The sequence below is a fragment of the Bdellovibrio sp. GT3 genome (genome assembly GCF_037996765.1).
Classification (GTDB): domain Bacteria; phylum Bdellovibrionota; class Bdellovibrionia; order Bdellovibrionales; family Bdellovibrionaceae; genus Bdellovibrio.
This window is the reverse complement of the sequence record NZ_JBBNAD010000005.1, coordinates 1,347,075-1,363,268: the sequence shown is the minus strand read 5'-3', so window position 1 is coordinate 1,363,268 and position 16,194 is coordinate 1,347,075. Positions and strand designations below refer to the sequence as shown.

The 16,194-nt window shown below is 47.4% G+C and carries 17 protein-coding genes; 9 read left to right on the top strand and 8 right to left on the bottom strand.

Annotation, left to right across the window (positions count from 1 at the left end; genetic code table 11):
- Window positions 1–123: 123 nt before the first annotated feature.
- Window positions 124–420: a DUF883 family protein gene (locus AAAA73_RS14065; protein WP_340599103.1), complete on the top strand. Its 297-nt coding sequence runs from the start codon at window positions 124–126 to the stop codon at window positions 418–420.
- Window positions 421–474: 54 nt separating this feature from the next.
- A complete protein-coding gene (locus tag AAAA73_RS14060; protein ID WP_340599102.1) occupies window positions 475–804 on the top strand; it encodes a hypothetical protein in 330 nt (109 codons plus the stop codon).
- Here the strand turns inward: AAAA73_RS14060 and AAAA73_RS14055 are convergent.
- Window positions 770–2,653: an acetyl-CoA hydrolase/transferase C-terminal domain-containing protein gene (locus tag AAAA73_RS14055; protein ID WP_340599101.1), complete on the bottom strand. Its 1,884-nt coding sequence runs from the start codon at window positions 2,651–2,653 to the stop codon at window positions 770–772. The two genes, AAAA73_RS14060 and AAAA73_RS14055, sit on opposite strands and share 35 nt — an antisense overlap.
- 117 nt (window positions 2,654–2,770) lie before the next feature.
- Between AAAA73_RS14055 and AAAA73_RS14050 the strand changes: the two genes are divergently transcribed.
- From AAAA73_RS14050 to AAAA73_RS14040, 3 genes are all read left to right on the top strand, one after another.
- Entirely contained in the window at window positions 2,771–2,941 is a 171-nt protein-coding gene (locus tag AAAA73_RS14050) for a hypothetical protein (protein WP_340599100.1), read from the top strand.
- Between the two features lie 12 nt (window positions 2,942–2,953).
- A complete protein-coding gene (ligD, locus tag AAAA73_RS14045) occupies window positions 2,954–5,332 on the top strand; it encodes a DNA ligase D (protein ID WP_340599099.1) in 2,379 nt (792 codons plus the stop codon).
- An 87-nt stretch (window positions 5,333–5,419) separates the two neighbouring features.
- Complete coding sequence (locus AAAA73_RS14040) at window positions 5,420–6,220, top strand: SDR family oxidoreductase (protein WP_340599098.1); 801 nt, start codon at window positions 5,420–5,422, stop codon at window positions 6,218–6,220.
- Window positions 6,221–6,222: 2 nt separating this feature from the next.
- Here AAAA73_RS14040 and ku read toward each other — a convergent pair whose 3' ends face one another.
- The 5 genes from ku to AAAA73_RS14015 form a co-directional block, all read right to left on the bottom strand.
- The gene (gene ku / locus AAAA73_RS14035; RefSeq protein WP_340599097.1) at window positions 6,223–7,062 is read right to left on the bottom strand and encodes a non-homologous end joining protein Ku; all 840 of its coding nucleotides are present in this window, start codon (window positions 7,060–7,062) and stop codon (window positions 6,223–6,225) included.
- 288 nt (window positions 7,063–7,350) lie between these two features.
- A complete protein-coding gene (locus AAAA73_RS14030) occupies window positions 7,351–9,285 on the bottom strand; it encodes a transglutaminase family protein (RefSeq protein WP_340599096.1) in 1,935 nt (644 codons plus the stop codon).
- The gene (locus AAAA73_RS14025; protein ID WP_340599095.1) at window positions 9,282–10,223 is read right to left on the bottom strand and encodes a DUF58 domain-containing protein; all 942 of its coding nucleotides are present in this window, start codon (window positions 10,221–10,223) and stop codon (window positions 9,282–9,284) included. Before AAAA73_RS14025 ends, AAAA73_RS14030 begins: the two co-directional genes overlap by 4 nt.
- A complete protein-coding gene (locus AAAA73_RS14020; RefSeq protein ID WP_340599094.1) occupies window positions 10,159–11,073 on the bottom strand; it encodes an AAA family ATPase in 915 nt (304 codons plus the stop codon). The genes AAAA73_RS14025 and AAAA73_RS14020 overlap by 65 nt, the downstream gene beginning before the upstream one ends.
- A gap of 29 nt (window positions 11,074–11,102) precedes the next feature.
- On the bottom strand, window positions 11,103–11,408 hold the full coding sequence (locus AAAA73_RS14015; RefSeq protein ID WP_340599093.1) for a GNAT family N-acetyltransferase: 306 nt from the start codon (window positions 11,406–11,408) through the stop codon (window positions 11,103–11,105).
- A gap of 128 nt (window positions 11,409–11,536) precedes the next feature.
- On the opposite strand from AAAA73_RS14015, the gene AAAA73_RS14010 reads away from it, so the two are divergent.
- Window positions 11,537–12,232, top strand: a complete 696-nt coding sequence (locus AAAA73_RS14010) for an alpha/beta fold hydrolase (protein WP_340599092.1) — start codon at window positions 11,537–11,539, stop codon at window positions 12,230–12,232.
- Here AAAA73_RS14010 and AAAA73_RS14005 read toward each other — a convergent pair.
- Together AAAA73_RS14005 and AAAA73_RS14000 are read right to left on the bottom strand one after the other, a co-directional pair.
- Complete coding sequence (locus tag AAAA73_RS14005; protein ID WP_340599091.1) at window positions 12,229–13,908, bottom strand: glycoside hydrolase family 13 protein; 1,680 nt, start codon at window positions 13,906–13,908, stop codon at window positions 12,229–12,231. The genes AAAA73_RS14010 and AAAA73_RS14005 overlap by 4 nt on opposite strands.
- A gap of 81 nt (window positions 13,909–13,989) precedes the next feature.
- The gene (locus AAAA73_RS14000) at window positions 13,990–14,670 is read right to left on the bottom strand and encodes a murein L,D-transpeptidase catalytic domain-containing protein (RefSeq protein WP_340599090.1); all 681 of its coding nucleotides are present in this window, start codon (window positions 14,668–14,670) and stop codon (window positions 13,990–13,992) included.
- Window positions 14,671–14,805: 135 nt separating this feature from the next.
- Between AAAA73_RS14000 and AAAA73_RS13995 the strand changes: the two genes are divergently transcribed.
- The 3 genes from AAAA73_RS13995 (at window position 14,806) to AAAA73_RS13985 (ending at window position 16,188) form a co-directional block, all read left to right on the top strand.
- Window positions 14,806–15,378 (top strand): hypothetical protein, encoded by a 573-nt coding sequence (locus AAAA73_RS13995; protein ID WP_340599089.1) that lies wholly within the window; start codon window positions 14,806–14,808, stop codon window positions 15,376–15,378.
- A gap of 76 nt (window positions 15,379–15,454) precedes the next feature.
- On the top strand, window positions 15,455–15,871 hold the full coding sequence (locus AAAA73_RS13990; protein WP_340599088.1) for a CBS domain-containing protein: 417 nt from the start codon (window positions 15,455–15,457) through the stop codon (window positions 15,869–15,871).
- A 29-nt stretch (window positions 15,872–15,900) separates the two neighbouring features.
- The gene (locus AAAA73_RS13985) at window positions 15,901–16,188 is read left to right on the top strand and encodes a CsbD family protein (protein ID WP_340599087.1); all 288 of its coding nucleotides are present in this window, start codon (window positions 15,901–15,903) and stop codon (window positions 16,186–16,188) included.
- Window positions 16,189–16,194: the final 6 nt, after the last annotated feature.

Here is a 16,194-nt window from a genome sequence, read left to right as displayed (position 1 = left end):
CAACACTGGCCGATGAATCAGTCGAGTTTATGAACGATAACAACTCAAGCAAGGATTTCTGGCGCACATCCCAAAAAGTGATAAAGATAGCTTAAGGCCTTATGAAAAACCAAGGAGGGTGCTATGGCTGAAACACCAAGAGAACTTATGAACGATCTTAAATCCACAGGCAGACAAGCCGTCGATACAGGTAAAAATCTGTATGGCGAAGCGAAATCTGAACTCAAATCTCAAATGTCAGACAGACGTGCTGAGATGAAACGCGAATGGACTGATCGTTATGAGACCATCAAACATCGCGCACAGGATGCTTACGAGTCATCAGAAGACTTCGTTAAGGATCATCCACTTGCGACTGTCTTGGGCGCATGCGCTGTGGGATTTGTCGCGGGAATGATTGCCCGTCGACGCCGTCAATAAGAACAAAGGGGCGGATTTAACACCGCCCCAATTCTTATTTCACAGGAGGATTCTATGGAACAACCAAATGATCACCGCTTGAATGAACAAAACTGGAATCAAGTCACCCAGGAAGTCCGAAAAAAATGGGCGAATCTAAATGAGTCCGATATTGAAAGAATTGAACACGACTATAGTTCACTGACGGACTTGGTTTCCTTGAAAACGGGTTTAACCCATGAGGAAACTGAACAACGTCTGGATGATATAATCGCCCGATGCGGCACCGAAACCACCATCAACGAAGTTGAAGCCAGTGCTTCCTGGAAACGACCTCCTGAGAAGAAGGCCGGCACACAGGATTCAGGCACTATTGAAGAAGACTCTGATGAGCAAGCTCCTTAAGAGAGCCCACCAGAATTCGTTGATAAATAAATTCACTGAATGACTGGGGCGACAATAACTTCATACGCTCCAGTTCATTTATATAAGCTGATTTCTGCGCAAAGAATCCCAGTGCAAGGGTCTTGATCAGTTGCAAACGGGTTTTGTCCTTCAGATTTAGCAATGCCGCCTGCAGCTTTTCTTCTGCTGCTGTAAAATCACTTCCGAATGGAAATTTCTTAAACACAAACTCCGGTGCCTGTTCTTTTAAAAACTCGCGAATCTTGTGAGGTGTGTTTGCACGAGCCATCTCCGGGATGTTCCATTGCGGATCGACTTTCCCATTCTTACGGGCTGTTTCCAATAACTCATCCTGGAACTGCGAATCTGTGATCATCAGAAGTCTTTTAATGCACTCGGAATCACTCTGTCCCTTTAAAAACGCGATCCCATACTCCGTGATCACGACATCACGCAAATGCCGGGGAATCGTCAACTGTTCCGGACTCCACACGATGTTAGATTCTCTTTTACCCGCTTTTTCACGCGTGCTTTTCATCATCAGAACTGAATATGAATCCGGCAATTCATGTGACATCGCCACAAAATTGAATTGCCCCCCAACTCCGCTCACCACGTTCCCATTCTGCAAGGTCTCCGAGGCTGCACCGCCCAGCAATCCCACCTGCATACAGGAATTAAAGAACCGTGCGTTTTTGCGTTGCCGGCGCAGCGCCATCTCATGGGGATCATACAGGTCATTCACCTTCGACACCCGGGTCATGGATAATCCCTTGAAATCGTCTGCTGAAAGCCCCCGTAACCACTCATAAAATGATTTGGAGCCCAGGAAAAACGCTCCATGCAGATAGCGTCGCTCATTCTCGTCGTGATCATGAATTTCACGTTTTAAAATTCCCGCTGTACGCAAATGCATGAAACCATCCATGATCATCTCACTGGTCCCATAAATTCCGGTTTGAAATGAGTCGTCGTAAAGCTCCGCCTCGGGCAACTTGATGAACGACATATCCAAGGACTTTAGAATCTTTTTATAGACAGCATTATCCCGATGTCTCACCAAGGTCGCCGCCGTCAAAGAATCTGACAAAGAACCAATACCAATCTGAAGAGTTCCGTCATCTTTAATCAAGCGACTGGCGTGGAGCCCGATCAAATGTTCAGTTTCGTCGATGCTATTTTTAGGCGTCGCAAAAAGTTGGTGTCGCACTTCATTTGAATCGACAATGACATCAAAGAATTCGGCGCCTACTTCGGCGTCTCCCCCAAGAAAAGGAAGATCGGGATGGACCACGCCAATGACCTTAAATGGTCTATTTTTGTTTTTATACAACTCCACCACATCAAGGGTCAGATCCGGATTGCAGCTAAGACTGTAGCGACCGTCAGAAGACTTCGCGATCAGCTGCATGACTCCGTCCAGTTTCATATCCAGGATACTTTGCGCGACGTGAGTATAATTCAGGCTGATATAGTTTTGTTGAGCAACAGAATTTGCCAGCATTGAACCGGCCTGAAAATAGAATTCATGAATCTGAATATTTGAAGGAACTTTTTTATCCTTGAGATCTTTCAGGTAGCCCAGTCTGGGATAATCATCGCCAAAATGCCGGGAAAAGAAATCACCTGTAAAACGCTTTTCCAGGTCTGTTTTGGGTTGCGGAATATCCAGCGACAATGCCGTAAAAAGTGTCAAAGACAGGGACGAATCCCTTTTAACTCTTTCGTACACGGCATTTACCAGCTGATTAGGTTTACCCAGCCCCAAGGGAATGGCAAACCGCAGTTCATTCCCGAAACTTGAAACAATGTATTCTTCGGCAGCCTGATGGGACTTGAATATATTCATAAAAATAGTTTCTTACAGTTGAAATCCAAGTCAAGGTCACCCGCTCCTTGATCAATAACATAGGACGTTTACGTGAAGGGAAAAGCGACGGAAAATGTAACTTCAAGGGAGGACATCATGGCCCACAAAAATAAGAAAAACAAATCCGCCAAGAAGCCTGCTCCGAAGCCAAGCAAAGAAAACAGTCGCAAACAACAACGCGGCTGGGACCAGGAAACTTCGGCTGATGTGCCCTATGACGATTCCATAGAGTCACCTCGCAGCCACAATACTCCGTCCATGTATTAGACGGAGTAAAAAATGACTCTTTCGAAGTACAATCGAAAGCGCAATTTTTCAAAAACCTCAGAGCCCAAAGGCCTTAAGAAATCCCGAAAGGCCAAGGCTCTGTCTTTTGTCGTTCAGGAACACCACGCAAGTCATCTGCACTGGGATTTCCGTTTGGAGTGGCAAGGTGTACTTAAAAGCTGGGCTGTCCCCAAAGGTCCCAGCATGGATCCACAAGTAAAGCGTCTGGCCGTGGAGGTTGAAGACCATCCCCTCTCCTATGGAAAATTCCACGGAACCATTCCTGAAGGAGAATACGGCGCAGGCGAAGTTTACATCTGGGACAAAGGAACCTGGGAGCCCTTGGAGGATGCCACCAAAGGATTTAAAAAAGGCCATCTGGTCATCAATCTAAAAGGGAAAAAACTGAAAGGCGTCTTTCACCTGGTGCGCACACGCACTCCCGCAAGAAACAATCAATGGCTTTTAATGAAGAAGGATGACCTGTATGCAAAGGAAGTCCCAAAAATAAAGGCCTCTACCCGATCCAAATCCAAAAAGAAAAAACTGCCCTTCATCGCTCCGGAGCTAGCCTTGTTGGTGGATGCACCTCCGACAGGCAGCGAATGGTTGCATGAATTAAAGTTCGATGGCTATCGCATGCAAGCCCACGTCAACGGCCAGCAAGTTCAGCTATACACCCGTTCGGGGCAAAACTGGTCGACCAAGTTTCCGGCGATTGTCGATGCCCTCAAAGACCTGGATCTTGATGGTGCGGTGATTGATGGTGAAATCGTTGTGCTCGATAAAGACGGTCGCAGCGATTTCCAACTTCTGCAGAATGCCATCAAATCTGAAAACTCCCGCAACATGTACTATTATGCTTTTGATCTTCTGGCCATTGATGGCAAGGATCTCCGTTCCATGGAGCTGGGACAAAGACGCGATGAAATGCAGAAGTATATAAAAAAGTCCGTCAGTCGCATCCGATTCAGTTCCGAATTTGATGGTTCGGGAAAAAGTCTTCTGGCTCTGGCAAAAAGGCATGGACTGGAAGGAATTATTTCAAAGAAAAGAACCAGCCCCTACTTATCAGAAAGAAATCCCAATTGGGTAAAAGCCAAATGCACCGAACAGCAGGAGTTCGTCATCGGTGGTTACACCGAAAGCAAAGGAAGCCGCGATCATTTTGGCGCGCTACTTTTAGGTGTTTATAAGAATAAGAAGTTACAATACGTGGGTAAAGTCGGAACGGGATTTACACGGCAATCACTGCGGGAGATCTTTGAACAAATCAAACCGCTGGAATCGGCCTCTTCCCCCTTTGATTTGAAATCCCCCAAGGGCAAGGACATTCATTGGCTTAAACCCCGCTTAAGTGCCGAGATCACCTTTGCCAATTGGACCCACGAAGAAATCCTGCGTGTTCCAGTCTTTCATGGTCTGCGTGAGGATAAACCTACCAGACAAATAAAGAAGGAATCCCCCGTTAAACCCGTCACCGTCAGCTCAGAGGATTGGACGGTTTCCTCTCCTGAGAAAATCCTGTTTGCAAAAGAAAAGATCACCAAGCTGCAAGTCGCTGATTTTTATTCCAAAGCAGCACCTTGGATTATTCCTTTGATCTCCGATCGCCCGCTTTCATTGGTGCGTTGTCCAAACGGCACCAGCAAGCAATGCTTTTTTCAAAAACATCAGACGCATATGCCAGCGGCACTAACCCCGGTCAAAATGAAGGAGCATGGCGGATACGGCACTTATATGAGCCTGCACGATCCTGCGGGACTCGCGGCATTGGTGCAAATGAATGCTTTTGAAATCCACTGCTCCAATTCACGACACCCCGACACGGCAACACCGGACCAGTTCGTCATGGATTTTGATCCTGGGCCCGGAGTTTCCTGGAAGACCGTCGTGACTTCCGCGTTTAAATTAAAAAAACTTCTGGAAGGTCTTGGGCTAAAAAGTTTTGTCAAACTGAGTGGCGGCAAGGGAGTCCACGTCCATGTCCCCGTGGCCACGATTTATTCATTTGATCAAATCAACAGCTTCACCCATGCCCTGGCCCAACAAATGGAACTACAGGACCCCGATCTGTTTGTTTCAAAAATGTCCAAAAAAATTCGCACCGGAAAAATCTTCGTCGACTATTTAAGAAACTCGCAGGGTGCTACGGCTGTGGCCCCTTACTCTCTTCGCGCCAGAGCGGTCAGCGCGGTGGCGATGCCTATAACCTGGAATGAACTTAAAAAAATCCAAGGCGGCGATCACTTCACTTTAAAAAAAGCTCTGTTGCACTTGGGACGAAGAAAAAAGGATCCTTGGCAGGGATACTCGAAATTAAGCCAAAAAATAAATCTGCTCAGCAAATCCCGCAAGCAAGAGGATTCCAGTGAGTTAAACATACTATAGGAGACGAAAATGACCAGCATACACAAACGCAAGCCCATGCCTCCCTTTAAAGAGCATCAACAAAAATCGCCTGGGCTGGAGAAAAAAATGACTGTGTCTCCTTTATATCGCGCTCCCCAGTATAAAGCCGCCGGAAAGCTGGTGGGCAAAAGAGCATTGATCACCGGTGGTGACTCCGGTATCGGACGAGCCGTCGCCCTGCTCTACGCAAGGGAAGGTGCGAGCATTGTCATCACGCATTTGCCAGAAGAAGTTATTGATGCTGAAGAAACCAAAATAGAAATCGAGGAATTGGGAAGTCAATGCCATCTGATTTCCGGAGATCTCTCTAAAGAGAAGTTCTGTATAAAGGCGGTGCAGGAAACCATCAAGAAGCTTGGTGGCATTGATATTTTAGTCAGCAATGCCGCTCATCAGATGCGCAAAGAGGATATCTCTGAAATCACCACTGAAGAGTTTGACCGAACATTTAAGGTCAATGTCTATGCGTATTTTCACCTGGCCAAGGCGGCAGTTCCACACATGAAGCCAGGTTCTTGTATAATTGCGACAAGTTCTGAGACCGCATCCCGAGCACCCGCCCAACTTTTGGATTACTCGTCGACAAAAGGTGCCATCAATACGTTCACAAAATCTTTGGCACAGATGCTGGTTCCCAAAGGCATACGAGTCAATGCTGTCGCGCCTGGACCAGTGTGGACTCCGTTGAATGTATCTGATGAAGGCACCCGAAAAAGCAAAGTCCGAAACTTTGGCAAGGACCAGCCGATTGGTCGCCCTGCCCAACCCGAGGAAATTGCTCCGGTCTATGTCTTTCTGGCCTCAGAGGCAGACTCAAGCTACGTCAGTGGCGCCGTCATCGCTGAAATGGGAGCTGAACCATTTTAAACTCAGGCGGTTTTTGACGCCCGCTTCGCTGGAGCTTTTTTTCTGGCAGTCTTTCTGGCTGCCAGACTTTTTTGCAGAAGTGGCATCAAATCCACAACATTGTCTGTTGCTTCGATATGCTCCTCTTTAACAGGCGCGACACGATGTCCTTTGCCGGTTTTTACTTTACGATCAATCATCTTCATGACTTCCTGATAGTAAGTGTCTTTGTACTGTTCTGGCTTCCACTTACCGGTCATGCCCTCCAACAGGTCTTCGGCCATTTTTAATTCCCGGGGATTGTATTTGGCGGTTTTTGTAACGTCTTTCATATAGTGAACCTGTTTTTCAGTTTTCACTTCGTGACCAAAGCGCAAAAGCTCAAGCATCAGGTATTCACCCTTGGGCATAATCATCGCCAGATGTTGTTTGATTCGAATCACAATCTTTGAAACCGCCACCCGCCCGGACTTGGCCAGAGCATCACGCAAAAGGTAATACCCTTTTTCAGCTCCCTTCTGCGGCACCAGATAATAGGGACGCTCAAAGTACATCGGATCAATTTCCTCGAGTGAAACGACATCCTCGATATCAATCGTTTGCGAGGCCTTCACATTTGCTTTGCGTATTTCGTCCTCGGTGACAAGCACATAGCGACCGGACGAGTACTCGTAGCCTTTGACGATATTCTCGTACGCGACTTCCTTGCCGGTTTTGGCGTTTATTTTCTTGTATTGAATTCGCGACAGGTCTTTCTTATCCAACATGGAGAAGTGAATCTCCTTTTCAGACTGCGCTCCCTGCAAAGTGACGGGTATATTCAAAAGTCCGAAACTGATCGAGCCTTTCCAGATGCTAGCCATATGCTTCCTCCTGCCCGTGTGCTAACAGAAGAAACCATATATGAGGCTTTTTGAAGGCCAGAAAAGTTGGATGATCGACCAGAATTCAAGGAAACACATGTCCTTGAACACTTATTCAATTTCCTCATTTTTAGAAGTGTATAATGAAGGGTGAAACGATATCTCAGGATATGCGCAGCCTAAGTGAAATCTTGAAAAAGGATAGATCTGAATCTGGCATCAAAAGTCCTGCCAAACATAGATATCGTCCGAGGCAGGGTCTGAATCAAATCAGACCCGCTTCCATTTTTAGGGACTGACCTTTCGTGACTCTGCAAACCATCTTTTTTTAAGCCGCTCCGGAGATTCAGTAGATGCAAGTTCTGCATAGATTCTTTGATCGTAGTATTTGCTGATGTCCCCGATGACATTTCCAAGAGCAGGGTACTTTTCGGCCACTCTGGTAAAATAGTGCAAAGGCGCCTCACTGGCTGTTCGCACCAAGTGATGATGACTTCCCCACTCCTGAACGATGTTTAAAAGCTCCTGTTCCGCAGATAACTTCACCCGGGTCTTGAACAGGTTTTGAACCAGCACGAAGAACAGTATTAATGCGAAACTGATCCCCGCAAAGCTTAACAGCTTATATTGTCCCAGCAGGGCAAAAAACGAATCCTGCGAGCTGCGATCGAACTCCATCAGGAAGTAACTCCAGCGATAGTTCATGTCCTCGACAAAGAACGTGGCCCGGTCCCACCACAAACGGGTGCCCTGGGATTGCGGTCGCCAATCTATCTTTCTTGCGAAGACTTCCTGATCCGATTCCGACATCGCAAAGAAATCCTCAGCACCGATCACCAGTCTAAGCGGTGCCACCCATGAAGTCGGATCAACACGCTTCCACGAATTACCCACAAAGACTTCAGCCCACGCATGGGCATCCCGCTGCGCGATTCTCCAAAAATTCCCGATAGGGTTGAACTTTCCGCCCTGATATCCCACCACAACTCGTGAAGGGATACCCAGTCCACGTGCCAAGACCGCGTAGGCTCCGGCAAAATGCTCACAGAATCCCCGACGTCTTTCAAACAGGAACTCTTCCAGATCGTTCGCACCATAGGTTCCTGGATTCAGAGTATAAACGAACTTATTCTCCACGAAAAAGCTTCGCAGTAAATCCAGGCGCTCTTCCGGTTTAAGGGATTTCTTATTGGCCTCGGTGACCCACTCAAGCACGCGGCCTTTAAATTCCGGAGTTTTCAAATCCACCACTGTGGGCTGACTGCGATCCTGATAGTCCCGAGTCCACTGTCCTTGATATACCAGAGTTGAAACGATGGGACGCGAAGTTCTGAAAACCGCGTGACTTAAGTTTGTCACCCGCCCCGTCTCCAAAGTCAGAATCTGTGTTCCCTCCAACGCAAACAAAAAGTTCTGTGAGGTGGGTTCAATCGCCACTTCATACGAAAGACTTCCACTTCCCGTGGTCGTCTCTGCCGGCCTGGCACCAAACGGAGTCGGACGCCAAACCAGTCCACGTGTTGAAGTCAGAACAGACCCCCTCCAATACAAATCACTGGCACTTTCAAGAGGCAGCTGGTCTATCTTGGCCCGAAAGGCCAATTGCGAACTTCCGGCAATTTCTGCGACCCGGCCGGGATTCACCTCGTCCGTGAAACCAATTTGTCCATAGGTGCTGCCACGGGACATCGCCCACGGAATCACCACTCGGGGAAAGGCAAAAAACAAAATCACTGCCAACGGCACTGATAGCAAAAACATTTTTCCCAGCATGCGTTCTTTATTGGGCAACTGCTGAGGCAGTAACGAATACCAAATCCCCCAGAATGCAAACATCGAAGGAATGATCCAGTAGATATCAATACTGAACAAGGCCTTCACTGAAATCAGGATAAAACCCAACATTGCGACGAAGCGATGGTCGCGTTCATTGGAATAGTCCATAATTCTTAAACCGCTTAATCCCAACAGCAGTGTATATGACGGTTCCTGCCCCACGATAGTGCGATACTGAATCAATACCTGCGCAAGCAAAATCACGCTCAACACCGAGGTGAATCTGCGCGACAGCCCCTGCCAATGATACTTCTCGATCCCCCACTTCCAGATCAGCATCCCCATACTCAGGAACGCCACCCAAGGAGTGACTTCGACCGCGACCATTAACATGGACATCACAATGGCCAGACTGAAAAATGTCTGCGCGAAAAACTCTCGCCTCACCCCAGCTCCCCAACTCTGGCCAGTGCCAGAATTTCCAGACACCGGCGCCAATGCTCGCGTCCTTTTGCTGACGGCGTCTGCACGCCACCCAAGCGCATGGAGTACACATAGTTTTGAGCTTCAGCCTGATCAATCCACAGCGCTAACTGCGAAAGTCGCAACTCGGGATCGCGAATAGATTCCGTTTGCTCCCAGGTAAAATTCAAAGCCGGTTTTTCGGGTTCCTCAAATTTCTTGATTAAAACCTCATTACGTCGGGCGCTGGCTTTCCAGTCGATGCGTCGAACAGGGTCTCCAGATTGATATTGTTTGTGATTCAAAAACAATCCAACACTTTGCGCGACTGAATCGGCTCCAGATCCCATAGGAAATTCCACGGTGCCTTTGCGGGCCGGATAAACCACCACAGTCCCGGGACTTTTTATCTGCTTCCAGGCTTGTAAAAGGCCGAAGGGATAGGATCCCTGAATTCGCAGTGCTGGTAATGACTGTTGCCCTCGGTGCGGAGCTGTCCAATGCACATTCAAGGCCGTCTCATCCTCGGCCTCCACCGTCACCGCTTCCGCTTCCGTGGCCTTGCGATTAAAAACCGCCTGAATGCCATAGCTGACGGCACTTGATTTATTCACAATTTGAATTCGAACTCGGCCGTCTTCCCCGGAAAAGATATCTCCTGCCAGAATTCTTTGAAACTGTATCGCTTCGACATTTCTATTGGTCACGACCATTCCGGTCACCGCAATGGATATCAAAAAGAAAAAGAAAATGTAAATTAGGTTGTTCGCATAGCCGACAGCCATAAAGAACAAAACCAAACCCATCAAGCCAAATGCCAACCCAAAGCCCGTCGGTAAAATATAGGTACGGGCTTTCTTAGACTGGGACTGCCGTTGCCTTTTGAAGAGCTGCCGCCCACTCTCGACCACGTTTGATGCCATGATTGCCTCCTAAGCGATGCCCCAGAACCGGAACCAGAACTTGCTGTACATCCTCGGGACGAACATAATCCCGGTCATCCAAAAACGCCCAAGCCTTCGCCGCCCGAGCCAACGACATACCACATCGCGTGGACAAAGGAGCTCCATCGAAGCCTTCTTTGCGAGAGGCTTCCAGAATATTCGCAATATAGTTGGCAACGGCTTCTGACAGTTTGACCTTTTCAATAACTTTAATGGACGCTTCGAACTCGCCTTCACCAAAAAGGGAATTCATGCGCTTGATCACTGCACGCGGATCTTCACCTTGAAGAATGCGCACCTCAGTTCCCTTGGAGGCATAGTTCAACTCAAGGCTCATTAAAAATCTGTCCAGCTGACTTTCCGGCAAAGGAAAGGTGCCGGTTTGTTGATGCGGATTCTGCGTCGCTATGACATAAAATGGTTTCGGAAGTTCCCAGGTCATTCCATCCACCGAAACTTCGCCCTCTTCCATCGCCTGCAGTAAAGCACTTTGTGTACGAGGGCTGGCACGATTCAACTCATCGGCCATCACTAATTGTGAAAAAATTGGTCCCGCATGAAATGAAAATTTGTGATCTTGCGGATTAAAGATCTGACTGCCCAGAACATCCGCCGGCAGAAGATCAATGGTGAACTGAATTCTTTGCGTTTTTAGTCCGGTTAACTTTCCCAGAACCTGCACGAGTGTTGTCTTACCCACTCCCGGCATGTCTTCTATCAGCAAATGCCCCCCGGCCAACAAACATGTGATTGCCAGGCGAACCTCAACATCTTTATCCAAAACGACTTTGGATGCTTCCGCGATCAATTCATGAAACTTTTTACTCATGAATCAAGCGTACATCATAGAATTGTTTGTTAAAACACCTGAATGATAGAATCACCGGATTCTGTGGAAAGAATTTTGTTCTCCTCAGGATGCTTGCGAAACCAACTGGCTACATAAGGGCATGTCGCGATGATCTGGACCTTTTCTTCTTTGGCGATGTGAATGGCTTCACGGACAAGTTGCTCCGCGATGTTTTGTCCCCGTGACTCCACAGGAACATAAGTCGCATAGAGGTCATAGGCATTATTCGGGCCTCTACGATAAAGGATATGAGCATCACCGCCCTGAACAGTTGTCGCAAACCTTTGGCCGGAGACATCATGACGAATGTTCATCTCACCACTCCTTGAATTTCCTCATATTGCTGAATTTGACTCTTTTTTAGCAAATTTCTTTTGGTGATCTTGTCAAATATCTCAGAGCTGAATTGCCGCTCACATCTAATTTCTGCTATTCTTAACATATGTCAAAATCCATCGTGTGCCTTCCAGGATTTTTATGTGACGACCGGGTTTGGAAATTCCAAATGGAACTGCTGGCAGATCATGACTATAAAGTGCTGGATCTGCGCCACTCAGAAGATCTGAACCACATGTTGACGTTGATCGAGGAGTCCTTTAGCGGCCCCCTAACCCTTCTGGGATTTTCCATGGGTGGATATGTGGCACAGGTATTTGCCACACGCTTCCCTCACCGGGTCGAGCAAATCATCCTGATCGGAGTCACTGGAAGCCCGCTGTCCGACAGCGAGTTCAAAACCCGGGTACAAATGGCAAACATGCTAAAAAAGGTTCAGTTCGCCGGAATAAGCGCCCAGGCTCTGCAACACTACCTGCACAATGAATCACTGAAAAATGATGAGATTCGAAAACTGATCATAGACATGGCTGCCAGTAACAATACAGAAATGTATCTGAACCAGCTTCACGCGACCTTGCATCGTCTGGATCTAAAAATCACCCTCAACAGATTGGCGTTCCCGGTCACTTTGATTGGTGGTGTTCAGGACAAAATCTCCCCGAAGGAAAAACTCGAAGCTTTTCAAAAAGCTGTCCCCCGATCGACACTGCATTTGATCGAGGGCTCGGGACATTTCGTTCCCCTGGAAAAACCCGTGGAACTGAATGCAATCCTAAGGACTGCACTCTCTAATAACTAAATTTTATAAATACGTGCCTCAAAAGGTTTCAACTTCATCCCGTGCTCAACACCGTGATCAGTCACCGGCATATTTGCCAGCAACAAATTATCGGGTTTCACCGCAATCGGACCCAAAGCACAGCGAGTCGCATTCTTGGTCATATTTGAAATCACCAGGAACTTTTCCGCACCCAAAGTACGCGTGTATGCAAAGACTTCTTTATTGTCAGCATCCACCAGATCAAAAGATCCATAAATAAGTCCCTCATGCTGGCGACGTAGACGAATCAGGCGGCGATAATAGTTCAAAATGGATTCTGGATCCTCCATTTGGGCAGCCACGTTGATTTGCTTGAAGTTAGGATTTGTTTTCAACCACGGTTTACCCGTCGTGAATCCGGCATTCGCAGAGGAATCCCATTGCATCGGCGTTCGTGCATTGTCACGGGAAGTGTGATTCAGCTCAGCCGTGATATCTGCATCTGAACGACCCTCTTTGCGCTTCATCACGAAATAATTTTTGGCAGAGACATCATTGAAATCATCCGGACCGTCGAAATGACTGTTGGTCATACCGATTTCCTGACCCTGATAAATAAACGGAGTCCCCTGCATCATGAAGTACATCGTCGCAATTGAAGTGCTGCACTCTTTCCAGAAGTTCGTATTTTCACCCCATTTGGAGTTGATACGAGGCACATCGTGATTTTCCACGAATAGAGCATTCCAACCGATATTCTCAAGACCTTTTTGCCAGTTATTAAATACTCGCTTTAAATCAGCCATGTTAAATCGCTGATCCGGATTCGTGTCCCACAAGCCCACGTGTTCAAATTGAATCAGCATGTTCATGCGTTTACGAGACTCGCCAACCCATTCTTCCGCTTGTTGCGCATTCACACCATTGGCTTCGCCCACAGTCATAATGTCGTAATGATTGAATGTGTTTTGCGCCAGATCCTGAACATAATCCAAAACACCCGGCACATTCATGTGCTTGGAATAGGATGGCACGTATTCCAGATTTTTTGGATTGGGGATATCTGCCAGTCCTGGTTCTTTGCGCGTGTGACTGAAGGCATCGATACGGAAGCCGTCAATTCCACGATCCAACCACCAGCGAATCATGTCGTAAATTGCTTTACGCATATCCTGGTTTTCCCAGTTCAAATCCGGCTGTTTCGCAGAGAAAATGTGCATGAACCATTGCTTGGTCAACTCGTCATACCTCCATGCGGAACCACTGAAAATACTTTCCCAGTTATTCGGCTCCTGGCCGTCTTTGCCGTCGCGCCAGATATACCAATCACGCTTCTTATTGTCTTTGGAGGAGCGTGATTCAATGAACCAAGGATGTTCATCACTGGTATGGTTGACCACCAAATCCAGGATCAAACGAATGCCACGATCATGACATTCTTTAAGCAGCTGATCAAAATCCGCCATAGAGCCAAACTCTTCGTGGATAGCCTGATAGTCACTGATATCATAGCCGTTATCATCCATCGGCGACTTGAACATCGGGCAAATCCAGATCACGTCGATACCCAAATGCTTCAGATAGTCCAATTTTGAAATCAGACCTTTCAGATCCCCGATACCATCCCCGTTAGAGTCTTTAAAAGATCGCGGGTAAACTTGATAAACGACGGATTCTTTCCACCAAATCTTTTTGGGAGCCAAAGCAGTTGTCATAGACAGGTCCTTGTTTCAACGATGTTGTACAAGGACATTTATAGAATCAATTTTAAATGAAGTCCAAGCGAATGCGCCGAATTAGCGCTTATCTTCAGGACAGAAGTTATAAAGCAGACTGCCACCCTGAATTCGGGATTTCAACTTTGCATAGTCTTCGCGAGTCAGCTGTGTGCATCCTTCGCTCAGGTCAATAAAACCCCATTTGCGTTGGATCAAAGCACGCTCGTATGCAGTTTTGTTCGGGTGAAGCACCACCGCTCGGGCGCGGGAACTGCTATTACGGGTTTCAAGCCCATCCATGTACAGCGCCGATCCGAAAGAGGAAGCCCGGTTTTCATTCTGAACAACCAAAAACCCTGGAGGAGTCGCCTTGGATCCCGACGCTCCTGAGCACTTATAGACATGAGGCCCTTCACCGCTTCCGATCCCATGAGCCACCTGGTAACGCTCAACCTTGCCTAGATAAACGTAAACCACAAACATGCGTTCACGAATGCTGTCCTGAGTGAAGTCATTGATCACCACCACACTGCGGTTGTTCAATAGCTTTTCGAGCTTGATACGATTGGATTGCAAGAATTCGACGGTTCTGTCGATGGCGACCTCAGGAATATCTGATTCACGGGACGCCACTTGTTCGAAACGTTTTACATAGAAATTCCAGCGGTCTTCCTTATTGGGAAGGATGCCGGCAAAAGCCGCACAGCCAGTAAACGCAGCAACAACTGGAATTAGAAAACGAATCACTTTTATTGTCATGGGGGTGCTCTTACAAACTGTGGGTAATAAATTCAACATCCTATCGATGGTGCGGCGCACATTTAATGTTTAAGGAGTAAATCCTTGAACAATTTGCAGGGCTCAGCGATCTATGGGGGCCTTCGGAGGGGATTTATGAAGGTAACGGTTTTCTTAAGCGCATTGTTTTTTTCTTTAAACCTTTTTGCTGCAAACTGGGCTGAAGATTTTGAAGCCTTGAAATCGGTTCCCCGCAGTTATGAAGACTCCGGCGCTATCTGTGAAGAGATTGCCCGCTTGGACGTTCGCAAACAATTCCCTGCTCCCCAATACGTAGTTGAAGTCGGTATCGCCTATGGCGACAGCTCTCGCACCATCGGTGAGTTGGATATCGTGGTTTTCGACCTTCAACTTCAAAAAGTTGTTCGCGTCGGCGAAGTCAAATGCTGGAAGAGCTTCAGCGGCGGTTTGCAAAAAGCTTTGGATCAACGCAATCGTTTCATCAAAGTGATCCGTTCTGCAGCGACTGTTTATTTTAAATCCACTTCCACCGGTCAGCTTTATGATCAGGCTTGGTTTGAAGGCATTAACGATTTCATCACCATCGGCCAATTGGGCAGTGTTCGCGAAGGATACGACCAAGAACTTGGCTACACTTTGCGCGAATTGCACGAATACAGTTCTGATATGCGTGATTGCCAAAAACAAGGCGAGTGCGCCAAGCCCTAAGGTCGGTTTCCTGAATCATTTCTAACGCTCAAATTGAAGCTCCCGGAGTATTCTGGGGGCAACAAAAGGAGACGTTATGAAAGTCAAAGATGTCATGCGCCCTCGCGCCGACGTAATCGGTGCCGATCGAACTGTTCAAGAGGCAGCCCTGATGATGGAAAAGAACAGTTACGGCTCCTTGCCAGTCAGTCGCAATGATAAAATGATTGGAATGATCACAGATCGCGACATCACCATTCGCGTGGTGGCGGCAGGTTTGGATCCCAAAACCACCCTGGTTGAACAATGCATGAGTCAGGGTATCGAATACTGTTTCGATGACGAAGACCTTGGCGTCGCAGCCCAACACATGATTCGCAATAAAATCCGCCGTGTCCCCGTCGTCAACAAATCCAAACGACTGGTTGGCATGCTCAGCCTGGGAGACATTGCAACCCGAGGACAAAACAAAAATATTTCGCACGATCTGCTTTCGCATGTAGCGCAGGTATAAGTTCAAGGATTTCCCACAAGGAGGTTGTTATGAACAAAGAAACCATGAGTGGTGATTGGAAGATTCTTAAAGGCAAAATCAAAGAGGCCTGGGGTCGCCTGACAGACGACGACATTGATAAAATGGAAGGCAACCTTGATAAGCTGGAAGGTCACATTGAAAAGACCTATGGACTGTCCAAGGAAGAGGCCACTAAAAAATTCAATGAATTTAAAGACAGCTTAAACAGACCGGAATCAGATCAACGTCTTAGTGAAGATCGCCGTCGCACAAGCTTGGACAGCGATATCAATCCAGACAGATCAGAACGGCATTAACTCAGG

What these genes read in the sequence shown, in the direction of transcription:
- AAAA73_RS14065 (WP_340599103.1), top strand. Translation starts at nt 124, where the DNA reads ATGGCTGAAACACCAAGAGAACTTATGAACGATCTTAAATCCACAGGC.
- AAAA73_RS14060 (WP_340599102.1), top strand. Translation starts at nt 475, where the DNA reads ATGGAACAACCAAATGATCACCGCTTGAATGAACAAAACTGGAATCAA.
- AAAA73_RS14055 (WP_340599101.1), bottom strand. Translation starts at nt 2,653, where the DNA reads ATGAATATATTCAAGTCCCATCAGGCTGCCGAAGAATACATTGTTTCA.
- AAAA73_RS14050 (WP_340599100.1), top strand. Translation starts at nt 2,771, where the DNA reads ATGGCCCACAAAAATAAGAAAAACAAATCCGCCAAGAAGCCTGCTCCG.
- ligD (WP_340599099.1), top strand. Translation starts at nt 2,954, where the DNA reads ATGACTCTTTCGAAGTACAATCGAAAGCGCAATTTTTCAAAAACCTCA.
- AAAA73_RS14040 (WP_340599098.1), top strand. Translation starts at nt 5,420, where the DNA reads ATGACTGTGTCTCCTTTATATCGCGCTCCCCAGTATAAAGCCGCCGGA.
- ku (WP_340599097.1), bottom strand. Translation starts at nt 7,062, where the DNA reads ATGGCTAGCATCTGGAAAGGCTCGATCAGTTTCGGACTTTTGAATATA.
- AAAA73_RS14025 (WP_340599095.1), bottom strand. Translation starts at nt 10,223, where the DNA reads ATGGCATCAAACGTGGTCGAGAGTGGGCGGCAGCTCTTCAAAAGGCAA.
- AAAA73_RS14020 (WP_340599094.1), bottom strand. Translation starts at nt 11,073, where the DNA reads ATGAGTAAAAAGTTTCATGAATTGATCGCGGAAGCATCCAAAGTCGTT.
- AAAA73_RS14015 (WP_340599093.1), bottom strand. Translation starts at nt 11,408, where the DNA reads ATGAACATTCGTCATGATGTCTCCGGCCAAAGGTTTGCGACAACTGTT.
- AAAA73_RS14010 (WP_340599092.1), top strand. Translation starts at nt 11,537, where the DNA reads ATGTCAAAATCCATCGTGTGCCTTCCAGGATTTTTATGTGACGACCGG.
- AAAA73_RS14005 (WP_340599091.1), bottom strand. Translation starts at nt 13,908, where the DNA reads ATGACAACTGCTTTGGCTCCCAAAAAGATTTGGTGGAAAGAATCCGTC.
- AAAA73_RS14000 (WP_340599090.1), bottom strand. Translation starts at nt 14,670, where the DNA reads ATGACAATAAAAGTGATTCGTTTTCTAATTCCAGTTGTTGCTGCGTTT.
- AAAA73_RS13995 (WP_340599089.1), top strand. Translation starts at nt 14,806, where the DNA reads ATGAAGGTAACGGTTTTCTTAAGCGCATTGTTTTTTTCTTTAAACCTT.
- AAAA73_RS13990 (WP_340599088.1), top strand. Translation starts at nt 15,455, where the DNA reads ATGAAAGTCAAAGATGTCATGCGCCCTCGCGCCGACGTAATCGGTGCC.
- AAAA73_RS13985 (WP_340599087.1), top strand. Translation starts at nt 15,901, where the DNA reads ATGAACAAAGAAACCATGAGTGGTGATTGGAAGATTCTTAAAGGCAAA.